Here is an 11,270-nt window from a genome sequence, read left to right on the forward strand (position 1 = left end):
GCCCACTACGCCATCGGCGCCCTCGCCGCGATCCTCCTGGTCACCATCCGCTTCGAGGTCAACGAGATCATCACCGGCCTCATCGGCGTCGTCCTCATCGCCTGGTCCTTCTGGTCCTCCGTCCGCCGCAACAGGGCGCTGGAGGCCGCGGAGGGAAAAGCTGACCCCTCGGACGACAAGACAGAGGTCTCGTCCGGGGTGTGACACCGGTCAGGTTGAGGAACGCTCTGTGAGGGGCGGCCACCGAGGACTCCTCGGCGGCCGCCCCGGCGCATGAGGCCCCGATCCTTCGTCGGGGCGGGGTGAACGGTCGAGGTGGGGGCGGGAATGAGTTTCTGGGAAGGCCTGTGGCGCGGGCGGTCGACGCAGTTCGACTCGGGCAGCGCGGCGACCAACGCCATCGAACTGACCAAACGGAACCAGACGATCTCACTCAGCAAGCAGGGTGCGGCCACCGGCAATCTCCGTATCAACCTCTCGTGGCGGATGCGGACCTCCGACATAGGCGGGCCCCAGCGGGGCAGTCTGCTGCGGCACCCCTTCAAGGCCCTCAAGCCGGAAGTGGTCCAGGCGCACACCCAGTCCATGGTCAACGTCGACCTCGACCTCGGCTGCATGTACGAGCTTGCCGACGGCAGCAAGGGGGTCGTCCAGCCGCTCGGGGGCTTCCTGGGGGACCTGAACGGCGCGCCCTACGTGAAGCTCAGCGGTGACGACCGGTTCGGCTCCGGCTCGGGCGAGACGATCTTCGTCAACCTCGACCACCGGGAGAACATCAAGCGGTTGCTGATCTTCGTCTACATCTACGACCAGACTCCCGCGTTCGACCGTACGCACGCGATCGTGACCCTGTACCCGAGCAACGGGCCCCGGATCGAGATCGGGCTCGACGAGCGGCACTCCCAGGCGCGGTCCTGCGCGGTCGTGATGATCGAGAACGTCAAGAACGAGCTGGTGGTACGACGCGAGGTGAAGTTCGTGTACGGCTTCCAGGCGGAACTGGACCGCCTCTACGGCTGGGGCCTGCAGTGGGGCCGCGGCTACAAGGCGAAGGCCGACCGTTAGCGCCCGTAAGGGGCGCGGGGAACTGCGCGCCCGGCCACGAACCATCCGCGGCGATGGACGCTGGGTGCCCCGTCAGGGGCGCGGGGAACTGCGTGGCCCGCCCCCACCGGCCCGCGGCCGAGGCGCTGCCCGCGGTTGGCTTCGCCGGGGCGCCCCCGAGCTCGGGAGCGCGCGTTCAGGGGCGGCTGCGGCGCCGTCGTGGCTGATCGCGCAGTTCCCCGCGCCCCTAAAGGCGCTCGCGCCCCCAGGAGGGGTGAGGGGCCGGCGGCTGCCCCTATCGGCCGATGAACTGCGGCCCCTGCGGGGGAAGGCGGAAGTCCGGGTCGGGACCCGCCCCCACCGGCTGGGGGTAGCCGTACCCGGACGGAGCCGCCGCGGCGGGCTGAGGCGGCGGCGGATACCCGTACGCCGGCGCACTGGTCGGCTGCGGATACCCGTAAGCCGGCTGCGTGGCCGGCGGCTGCTGCCGAGTCGGCTCCGGACCGGGAGCGGGAGCGGCCGGCGGATACCCGTACGCGGGCTGCACCGGCTGCTGCGGCACCTGCGTGGTCGGCTCCTCGGGCGGCAACGGCTGCGAACCGGCCCGCCCGCCGGCGGACGCCGCCCCCTCCTCGGCCCCGGACTCGTCCACCGAGATACCGAAGTCGGCCGCAAGCCCCTGCAGCCCGTTCGAATAGCCCTCGCCGAGAGCCCGGAACTTCCAGCCCTCACCGCGCCGGTACAGTTCACCGCAGATCAGCGCGGTTTCCTCACCGGTCTCCGGCTTGATGTCGAAGTACGCCAGCGGCTCGGCGTCCCCGACCGTGGCGTCGAAGACCACGATGCGCAGTCCGCGTACCCGGTCGAAGGTGACGTCGTCGGCGGAAGCGACAAGGAGAATCCGTCCCACACCGTTGTCAACGCCCGCCAGATCCGACTGAATCGTATCGGTGAGCCCCTCGGCGAGACCGTCGTTCACGCGCTTCTTGCCGAGTCGCCAGACCTTCCCCGAAGGATGACGGGGCTGGTTGTAGAACACGAAGTCCTCGTCGGAGCGCACGCGACCGTCGGGACCGAGGAGGAGTGCGGAGGCATCCACGTCCGGGACACCCCGTCCCGGCGTCCAGCGCAGCACGGCGCGCACCGCCGTGGCGTCCAGCGGGACGTTCGACCCCTTCAGCATGGCGTGCGTCATACGGTCATCCTGCCTTCTCGGCCCTGGTCACGACAACGTGGGGGTGTGCTCCCGTTCGGCTTGCCGCACGGATGGGCGGGCACAATGGTGTTTGTCTGCGTTACCTGAATTTCATGCCCGATGGGAATCCCGGACACGGATCTCTACGTACTATTACCGGCCACATATCGTCAGGCCATCTAGCCGCCCCGGGGGAGACTCATGCGTCATTTCGGGCATATTGCCCCTGAGGTGAGGGACCGCCTCTTCTTCCAGGAGCCGTGTGTCTTCACCGCGGACTCCTCGCCCCGGGTGCTGGCCGCAGCGCTCGGAGCCACCCTCTACAGCCCTGCCACCAGGCAGAAGCTCGCCGACGACATCGTGAAGCAGGCCGGTCGTGGTGTCGTCTCGATGGTGGTGTGCCTGGAGGACTCCATCGGGGACGCGGACGTCGTGGACGCCGAGGAGAACCTCGTCCGGCAGTTCCACGACCTGGCCGACCGTCCCGGGGACGAGCTGCCCCTGCTCTTCATCCGGGTCAGAGCGCCCGAGCAGATACCCGACCTCGTCCAGCGGCTCGGCGCCTCCGTGCGGCTCCTGTCCGGATTCGTACTGCCGAAGTTCACCGAGGAGCGGGGCGTCCCGTTCCTGGAGGCGCTCACCGAGGCCGAGGGCGCGAGCGAGCGGCGGCTCTTCGCCATGCCCGTCCTCGAATCGCCCGAACTGCTGTACCGCGAGTCCCGGGCGGAGACCCTCGCCGGGATCTTCCGGGCCGTCGACAAGTACCGCGACCGCGTGCTCGCCCTGCGGCTCGGCGTCACCGACTTCTGCTCGGCGTACGGCCTGCGCAGGGCGCCCGACATGACGGCGTACGACGTGCAGATAGTGGCCTCCGTCATCGCGGACGTGGTGAACGTCCTCGGGCGGGCCGACGGCACCGGATTCACGGTGACCGGGCCCGTGTGGGAGTACTTCCGCGTCCAGGAACGCATGTTCAAGCCGCAGCTGCGCCGCAGCCCCTTCCTCCCGGAGGCGGACGCCCTGCGTGCCACCCTCATCGAGCACGACATGGACGGCCTGCTGCGGGAGATCTCCCTCGACCGGACCAACGGACTGCAGGGCAAGACCTGCATCCACCCCTCGCACGTACTGCCCGTGCACGCCCTGTCCGTGGTCAGCCACGAGGAGTTCAGCGACGCCCAGGACATCCTGCGGCCCGAGCGGGGCGGCGGGGGTGTACTGCGGTCCGCGTACACGAACAAGATGAACGAGGTGAAGCCGCACCGCGCCTGGGCGGAGCGCACCCTCCAGCGCGCCGAGGTCTTCGGCGTCACCAACGAGGACATCGGCTTCGTGGAACTGCTCGCCGCCGGAATTCCCGGCTGAGCCACATCCCGCTGACTCACAACCCGCTGACCCACACCCGGCTGACACCCAAGGAATCCATGAACAAGGCTGTGAACGACGGGTCCGGCGTCTGGTCCGCGACGGGCTTCCGCCCCGGAACCAGGGCCGGAGCGCGTGGCCCCGTCGACGGGCCCGCCGACGGAACGGGCGAGGGACCCGCCGGTGAGGTCTGGTCCGGGAGCTGGGTCGCCGGACGCCTCGGCGTGGAACTCGTCGGGGACGAGGGGCTCGGGGAGCTCCTGGGGCTCGCGCTCCGGCGCAACCCCAAGCGCGCGCACCTGCTCGTGTCGAACGTGCTGGGCAAGCACGTACCGCAGTCACCCGCCGTCGTGTACGGCTACGGATTCGCGCTCGGGCTGCGCGTACGCGACCTGCTCGGAGAGGACGAGGCCGGCCGGGCCGTCGTCCTCGGGTACGCGGAGACGGCCACCGGGCTCGGCCACTCGGTCGCGGACGGCGTGGGCCTCGCCCCCTGCCTGCACTCCACCCGGCGCCCGGTCGAGGGTGTCGCGACGGCCGGCGGCTTCGAGGAGTCCCACTCGCACGCCACCTCGCACCTGCTCCTCCCGGAGAACCCGGACCTGCTCGCCACCGACGGCCCGCTCGTCCTCGTCGACGACGAGTTCTCCACCGGCAACACGGTCCTCAACACGATCCGTGACCTGCACGCACGCTATCCGCGCGGCCGGTACGTGATCGTCGCCCTGGTCGACATGCGCTCGGCCGCGGACCTCGGACGCCTCGCGGACTTCGCCCAGGAGATCGGCGCGACCGTGGACCTGGTGACGGCCGCCTCCGGCACCGTACGGCTGCCCGAGGGCGTACTGGAGAAGGGGCAGGCGCTGGTCGCCGAGCAGGAGCAGGAGCAGCAGCGGGGGCGAGGGCGGGTGGCGGCGGACGCGGCTTCCGGGGCCCGTCCGGAGCCCGGCACGATCGCCCGCGTCGATCTCGGCTGGCCGCAGGGCCTCGCCGACGGCGGACGGCACGGCTTCACGCCCGGGCACCGGGTCCGTCTGGAGGGCGCCCTGCCCGCCATGGCGGCCCGAATAGCCGAGGCGCTCCCGCTGCGCGCCCGCCGTGGCCGCGTCCTCGTCCTCGGCTTCGAGGAGCTGATGTACGCGCCCCTGCGGCTCGGTGTCGCGCTGGAGAAGCTGACCGACGCCGAGGTGCGCTACTCCACGACCACCCGCTCACCCGTGCTCGCCGTCGACGACCCCGGCTACGCGATCCGCACCCGGCTCGTCTTCCCCGCCCACGACGGCCCGGCCGACGGGCCCGGCGAGCGGTACGCCTACAACGTGGCGGGCGCCGGCTTCGACGCCGTCGTCGCCGTGGTCGACTCCGCCGCCGACACCCCCGAACTGCACGCCCCTAACGGCCTGTTGACGCAGCTCGCCGCGCACACGGGCAGCGTGCTGCTCGCGGTCGTCCCCTCGTACGTCCCCGAATCCGTACCGGAAACGCCGGGAACGGCAAGAGAACTCGCACCAGAGTCAGTCGAAAGGTCCTCGATGCTGCCCGAGCCCCTCCGTGGCCCCGACTTCTCCTCGTACGCGGCGGACGAGGTCGGCTGGCTGCTGCAGGACCTCTCGGACACCCGCCTCGAAGCACCGGTCGAGGAGCGCGAGGAGGCCATCCAGAGCGGTGGCGCCCACTACGCGGAGTCGCTGCCGGTGGAGTACCAGCCGAGCCCCGCGTACCAGGAGCTGTTCCACGACGCGCTGGCCGGCTCCGCCGCCCGGATCGCCCTGGCCGTCGGCGCGGTCACCGAGACCGTCCTCGCGGAACGCTCACCGCGGCCCGTGCTCGTCTCCCTGGCCCGCGCCGGCACCCCCGTCGGCGTCCTGATGCGCCGTTGGGCCGGGCACCGCCACGGCCTGGACCTGCCCCACTACGCCGTCTCCATCGTGCGGGGCCGCGGCATCGACGCCAACGCGCTGCGTTACCTCGCCGCCCACCACGACCCGGCCGACGTCGTGTTCGTGGACGGCTGGACGGGCAAGGGCGCCATCACCCGCGAACTCGCCCAGGCCCTGCGGGAGTTCGAGGAGTCCGACGGTATCGGCGGCTTCGACCCGGAGATTGCGGTCCTCGCCGACCCCGGCTCCTGCGTGCGCACGTACGGCACCCGCGAGGACTTCCTCATCCCCTCCGCCTGCCTCAACTCCACCGTCTCCGGGCTCATTTCGCGTACGGTGCTCCGCGCCGACCTGGTCGGGGAACACGACTACCACGGGGCGAAGTTCTACCGCGAACTCGCCGGCACGGACGTCTCCGTCGAGTTCCTGGACGCGATCTCCGCCCGCTTCGACGAGGTCGGAGACGCGGTCGACGACCGGGTCAAGGAACTGCTCTCCGCGGACCGTTCGCCGACCTGGGAGGGCTGGGCGGCGGTCGAGCGCATCAGCGAGGAGTACGGCATCCACGACGTGAACCTCGTCAAGCCGGGCGTCGGCGAGACCACCCGGGTGCTGCTGCGCCGCGTCCCCTGGAAGATCCTCGCGCGGGCCGGGGCGGGCGCCGACCTCGACCACGTACGCCTGCTCGCCGAACAGCGCGGCGTACCGGTCGAGGAGGTCGCCGAACTCCCGTACACCTGCGTCGGGTTGATCCACCCCAAGTACACGCGCGGCGCGACCGGCGCCGACGGCAGGGCGGTGACGGTCTGATGCCCGGACCCGCTCCGCGCGCCCTGGTCGCCAGCGACCTCGACCGGACGCTCATCTACTCCGTCAACGCGCTGGCGCTGACCGGCCCCGACGCCGAGGCGCCGCGCCTGCTGTGCGTCGAGGTCTACCAGAACAAGCCGCTGTCGTACGTGACCGAGACCGCGGCCGGACTGCTCACCGAACTGGGCGGCGCGGCGGACTTCGTCCCCACCACGACCCGTACGCGCGAGCAGTACCACCGCATCCGACTCCCGGGCCCCGCCGCGAAGTACGCGATCTGCGCCAACGGCGGCCACCTCCTCGTCGACGGTGTCTCCGACCCCGAGTGGCAGGCCCGGGTGACCGCGCGCCTGGCGGACGAGTGCGCCCCGCTGGACGAGGTGCGCGCGCACATGGCGGCCACCGCCGACCCGGCCTGGGTGCTCAAGCAGCGCGTCGCGGAAGACCTCTTCGTGTACTTCGTCGTCGAGCGCGAACTGCTCCCCGCGGACTGGGCTAAGGAACTGGCCGTCTGGGCGGAGAACCGCGGCTGGACGGTCTCGGTCCAGGGCCGCAAGGTCTACGCCGTACCGAAGCCGCTCACCAAGAGCGCGGCCATGCGGGAGGTGGCCCGCCGTACGGGCGCGGACCTCACCCTCGCCGCCGGCGACTCCCTGCTCGACGCCGACCTGCTGCTGGCCGCGGACCGCGCCTGGCGCCCGGGCCACGGCGAACTGGCCGAGGCGGGCTGGACGGCGCCGGGGGTCACCGCGCTCCCCGAGCGGGGTGTGGCCGCGGGGGAGCGGATTCTGGGGGAGTTCCTCAGCGCGAGCCGGTAGGGGTGTCGGTACGGGTATCGGCAGAGGTGTCGGTAGGAGTACGCGGCGTAGGGGTACGGGGCGCAGGGGTGGTACGGGGGTCCTTCGCCTCACGGCGTCGGCCGCCGCGCCCCGGCCGGAACAGGCGCACGCCCACGAGCACCAGCAGCGCGAGGGCGGCGCCGGCGAGCACCACCTTCGAGTACGTCGACACATAGTCGGCGACGTCGGTCCAGTTCTCGCCGAGGAAGTAGCCGGCGAGGACGAAGACCGTGTTCCAGATGGCGCTGCCGAGCGTGGTCAGACAGAGGAAGACGGGCAGCGGCATGCGCTCGACGCCCGCCGGCACCGAGATCAGACTGCGGAAGACGGGGATCATCCGCCCGAAGAAGATGGCCTTGGTGCCGTGCCGGGAGAACCACGCCTCGGTCTTCTCGATGTCCGACACCTTGACGAGCGGCAGCCGCGCCGCGATCGCGACGGTGCGGTCGCGGCCGAGCAGCGCGCCGACGCCGTACAGCGCGAGCGCCCCGACGACCGAACCGGCCGTCGTCCACAGCAGGGCGGCGAACAGGTTCATCTGCCCGGTGCTCGCCGCGAACCCCGCGAGCGGCAGGATCACCTCGCTCGAGATGGGCGGGAACAGGTTCTCCAGGGCGATGGCGATGCCCGCGCCGGGAGCGCCGAGCGTGTCCATCAGGCCGTTGATCCACTGCGGTGCGCTGCTTTGGGTCACGCACCCGACGCTAGAGAACGGAAGCTGAAGCCAGACTGAAGCCGGGTTCGGGCGTCAGCGGGTGAGTGATACGCGGGTGTCAGCCGCAGCAGCCTCCGCCGCAGCAACCGCCACCACCACTCGCGCCGCCCGGGGCGGGCGCGGGCGCCGAGGCGGACCCGCCGACCGCCACCGTCGACAGCAGCTTCACCGTGTCGTCGTGACCGGCCGGACAGTCCGCGGGCGCGGACGACTCGGCCATCGGACGGCTCTTCTCGAAGGTGTCGCCGCAGGTCCGGCAGCGGTATTCATAGCGAGGCATGCGCCCAGGTTAGCGGTCGGAACGGCCGTCTCCCAGGGGAGCCGGGGCGGGACCGGAGCCCACGGACCCCGCGCCCGTCGAGCCCGGGCCCTGGGCCAGTGCCTTCGCGCGCAACTCGGCCCCCGCCTTCACCCGCTGCTCGTGCTCGGCCTGTTCGGGATGGCGGGACCGCCAGTACGGGTTGTCGTGGGGCAGGGCCGAGCCGACGCGCCCGTACATCCCGAAGAACATCAGCATCACGCCGACCACGAAGCTGAACAGCACATTCGGAATGCGGAAGGCGAGGAAGTTGTACTGGGTGTCGAGCAGGGCGAGGTTCAGGAAGCCGCTGAGGATGAAGAGGATGCCGAGCACCATGTTGATCGTCGAGGCGACGTTGCCGCCGATGACCATGCCGACGAAGAGCAGCAGCCCGGCGCAGATCGAGATCACGCTCAGCGCGCCGTTGGTGCTCAGCCCCGACACCTTGTCCCCCTGGGTGTCGAAGAATCCGACCCGGTCGATCAGCCCCAGGATCCCGAAGACGAGCAGCACGAGCCCCATGAGCCCCGCGCCGATCCGGTAGAACGTGCTGAGCCGATGATCGACCGGCAGATGCTCATCGAGCCTGATCCGCCGCCTGGGCGCCGTACGCAGGACATGCGAGGCCATGTCCGCCTCCTCGGGTGTGATCCTGGGACGGATCCCTGGATGCGAGGGGAGAGCGTCACACCTCTCCCACTTCAGCATCCGCCCGAAGGGCCGCTCCCGCCAGCGCAGGCGGGAGCGACACCCCCCGCCGAAAACGCCCAAGACCCAGGCATCCGGCATCACACCGGTTGACCTGGGTCTTGGCTGTGTCCTGGACCTGGTGGGCGCGGACGGTTTCGAACCGCCGACATCCGCCTTGTAAGGGCGGTGCGAACGCTGGCGGGGTCGGCGCAGGTCCATTGCGCCGTCCGTGCTGCCCAGCTCATCCGCGCATTCCGACCGCGGCGAACCGCCATTGACCGTGGTTGACCGCACGATATGGCACGCATGTGGCACGGAGCTGGCATGCCCTGGCTCAGCTCCCGGGGCCCCTGCTAATGGTTGATCGGGATCTCGTAGACGATCTCGCAGTGAGCCACGGGCACCACGATGTCAGCGGTCTCGACGGGCCGTCCCTGATCGCTGTAGTACGTCCGCCGGATGTGTGTAACGAGCGCGGCCTTCTGAATACCGAGCAGCGAAGCTTCCTCGGCGGTCGCCTGCCGGGGCTCGGGCTGCTCCACGGCATGGCTCACGGTGATGCCGATAGCGGCCATGCGGTTCACGACGCCTGCTCCGGCGTGCGGCCCTCCCTCGGGAAGAACGATGAGTGTCCCCGCGGTGAGGTCGTACGGCTCCCAACTCGTGGACAGCTGCACAGGCCGACCGTCGGCCAGAAACTCGTACGACGTCCGGACACACAAGGCACCCTCGTCGACACCCAGCCGTGCCGCGATGTCTGCTGGGGCCGGCACCTTGGCGTCGGTCCGACTCTCCCAATCACCCAGCTTGCCGACGGCTTTCATGTCCGCGCGGAACGGTGATCCGTTGGGCTGCTCGCGTGCCGAGGATCGAACGATCCGAACACGCTGCTGAGGCTCGGCGACGTACGTGCCTGATCCGGCGCGACCTTCCAACAGCCCTTGGGAGATCAGCAACTCCTGCGCGCGACGAATCACGTTCTCGCCTACGCCGAGCTCCTGGCCGATCTGGGCGCGGGAAGGGAGCCGGTCACCTGGCTCCCACACATGCTCCGTGATTCGTCGCCGGAGCTCATCGGCGACGTGGAGGTAGGGCGGTTGCTCAGGCATGTGGAAAATCTAGTCCACTAGCTCTAATCTAGTTAACTAGCTTCACTCAAAGTGATCGCTGGTTAACGGAGGCTGCCCTGTGCCCGCTTCGGGAGTTCGCGCGGCGGCCATCGCTGCCCGGCTGTCTGCCGTCGGACTCCCCGCGCGCGTGGAGGAACATGCCGAGTTCACGTCGGTCGAAGCGGAGGTGCCGGAAGAGCTCTCCGCCGAGTCGTGGAGGGAGGCCCTGGAGGTGGTGGCCGAGGCCGATCGGTTCGGCCTCCTCGCCACGAGCCTCGGTGACCGCACTCTCTGGGCGGTCTTACGCAATACGGCCCTGCGACGGACGACGTCGCAGGACCGAGCCATCAGCGACAGGAGCTGATTCAGCGTGCTCAACCGCATTCGCCGTGCCGCCACGTTCACCAAGGGGCGGCACGCGTCCATGGGCAGGCATCGCCGCCCCTTAACGCCTTCCCGGCCGTCGGCCGTTCCCATTTCTGCCGCGCTCACCGACGAGCCGACGGTCATCTTGGCTCGGGCCTCCGACTTGGCGGGGCATCGCTACGTGATGACAGGCGAAGAGAACGCGCTCGTCCGTCCGTACATGCTGGCTTGGGAGAAGCGGACTCGACATCGTCGAGCAGTTACTGATGCTTCCTATCTGCCGGCGGAAGCGCGATCCGCGTTCATGGGGGTCGTCTGATGTTGCCTCAACAGCAGCCTCCCAGCTCGAACGCTTCCTATCGCTCGATTGCTTGCCGGATTGGCACGCACCGTGCGTGCGCTGAGTCCTCTCCGGCCTTGGCTCCGATCGATGTACCAGTGATCTACGAAGCCTGTGACTGCCTGTGTCATCCCGTGCCCGACTGCCTTACGCCCGAAGAAGGTGAACAGTTGAGCGACTGGACGCCTGGCAGCGCACCCACGTCCAACTTTGACGTCACTGGAGGACAGACGCGGTGATGACGGAGAAGAGTGAACTGCGGCTGCTTCCGTGGGCGGGGCCAGAGGGCAAACCGTGCTACCTGAGCACCAGCGATGCTGACGGCTTCATGTCCCGCTTGGCGGATCGCATCGAGGCGGATCAACTCGACACGGCGTCCGAACTTCTGAAGTACGCACTTCAGGTACTCAATCACCAGCCGGGAGACTTCAACGAGCTGCCTCTCCTTGTTGCCCAGCTGGCTGGGGCGCTGGAAGACGTGCTGCGTGTGGCAACCAGCCGCGGGAGCCGCCTGGCGACGCCGGAGAATCTTTGAAGGGGATGTGAATGCCTGGCCGTTGAGAGCGACTCACGGTTGGACTGTGACCAGCACAGCAAGGGGCCCGGGACGATGTCC

General features: G+C 69.7%; 12 protein-coding genes and 1 pseudogene. 8 read left to right on the forward strand and 5 right to left on the reverse strand.

Annotated features, from left to right (window positions below; translation table 11 throughout):
* On the forward strand, positions 1 to 204 hold a 204-nt coding region (locus tag ACFWGJ_RS35125), incomplete at its 5' end, for a DUF475 domain-containing protein (protein WP_387332699.1).
* 123 nt (positions 205 to 327) lie between these two features.
* Entirely contained in the window at positions 328 to 1,065 is a 738-nt protein-coding gene (locus ACFWGJ_RS35130; RefSeq protein ID WP_387332701.1) for a Tellurium resistance, read from the forward strand.
* Positions 1,066 to 1,339: 274 nt separating this feature from the next.
* Here the strand turns inward: ACFWGJ_RS35130 and ACFWGJ_RS35135 are convergent, their stop codons facing one another.
* Positions 1,340 to 2,239, reverse strand: a complete 900-nt coding sequence (locus ACFWGJ_RS35135) for a TerD family protein (protein WP_387332702.1) — start codon at positions 2,237 to 2,239, stop codon at positions 1,340 to 1,342.
* 201 nt (positions 2,240 to 2,440) lie between these two features.
* On the opposite strand from ACFWGJ_RS35135, the gene ACFWGJ_RS35140 reads away from it, so the two are divergent.
* The 3 genes from ACFWGJ_RS35140 to ACFWGJ_RS35150 are packed head-to-tail and all read left to right on the forward strand — an operon-like array spanning position 2,441 to position 7,112.
* Positions 2,441 to 3,604, forward strand: coding sequence for an HpcH/HpaI aldolase/citrate lyase family protein (locus ACFWGJ_RS35140; protein WP_387332704.1), 1,164 nt, complete (start codon positions 2,441 to 2,443; stop codon positions 3,602 to 3,604).
* Between the two features lie 59 nt (positions 3,605 to 3,663).
* Entirely contained in the window at positions 3,664 to 6,294 is a 2,631-nt protein-coding gene (locus tag ACFWGJ_RS35145) for a phosphoribosyltransferase (protein ID WP_387332706.1), read from the forward strand.
* A complete protein-coding gene (locus tag ACFWGJ_RS35150; protein WP_387332708.1) occupies positions 6,294 to 7,112 on the forward strand; it encodes an HAD family hydrolase in 819 nt (272 codons plus the stop codon). The genes ACFWGJ_RS35145 and ACFWGJ_RS35150 overlap by 1 nt, the downstream gene beginning before the upstream one ends.
* On the opposite strand, the gene ACFWGJ_RS35155 is transcribed toward ACFWGJ_RS35150, so the two are convergent.
* From ACFWGJ_RS35155 to ACFWGJ_RS35170, 4 genes are all read right to left on the reverse strand, one after another.
* Positions 7,096 to 7,788, reverse strand: a complete 693-nt coding sequence (locus tag ACFWGJ_RS35155; protein WP_387332720.1) for a DedA family protein — start codon at positions 7,786 to 7,788, stop codon at positions 7,096 to 7,098. The two genes, ACFWGJ_RS35150 and ACFWGJ_RS35155, sit on opposite strands and share 17 nt — an antisense overlap.
* Before the next feature lie 118 nt (positions 7,789 to 7,906).
* Positions 7,907 to 8,128 (reverse strand): zinc ribbon domain-containing protein, encoded by a 222-nt coding sequence (locus ACFWGJ_RS35160; protein WP_387332710.1) that lies wholly within the window; start codon positions 8,126 to 8,128, stop codon positions 7,907 to 7,909.
* A 9-nt stretch (positions 8,129 to 8,137) separates the two neighbouring features.
* A complete protein-coding gene (locus ACFWGJ_RS35165) occupies positions 8,138 to 8,779 on the reverse strand; it encodes a DUF4383 domain-containing protein (RefSeq protein WP_387332712.1) in 642 nt (213 codons plus the stop codon).
* 413 nt (positions 8,780 to 9,192) lie between these two features.
* A complete protein-coding gene (locus tag ACFWGJ_RS35170; RefSeq protein WP_387332714.1) occupies positions 9,193 to 9,948 on the reverse strand; it encodes a GntR family transcriptional regulator in 756 nt (251 codons plus the stop codon).
* 79 nt (positions 9,949 to 10,027) lie between these two features.
* Between ACFWGJ_RS35170 and ACFWGJ_RS35175 the strand changes: the two are divergent.
* The 3 genes and pseudogenes from ACFWGJ_RS35175 to ACFWGJ_RS35185 form a co-directional block, all read left to right on the forward strand.
* Positions 10,028 to 10,302, forward strand: a pseudogene (locus ACFWGJ_RS35175) (hypothetical protein); the annotation flags it as partial.
* Between the two features lie 16 nt (positions 10,303 to 10,318).
* Entirely contained in the window at positions 10,319 to 10,633 is a 315-nt protein-coding gene (locus tag ACFWGJ_RS35180; RefSeq protein ID WP_387332716.1) for a hypothetical protein, read from the forward strand.
* Positions 10,634 to 10,892: 259 nt separating this feature from the next.
* Entirely contained in the window at positions 10,893 to 11,189 is a 297-nt protein-coding gene (locus ACFWGJ_RS35185; protein ID WP_387332718.1) for a hypothetical protein, read from the forward strand.
* The last annotated feature ends 81 nt before the right edge of the window (positions 11,190 to 11,270 follow it).

This window comes from Streptomyces sp. NPDC060205, from assembly GCF_042728395.1.
Classification (GTDB): Bacteria; Actinomycetota; Actinomycetes; order Streptomycetales; family Streptomycetaceae; genus Streptomyces.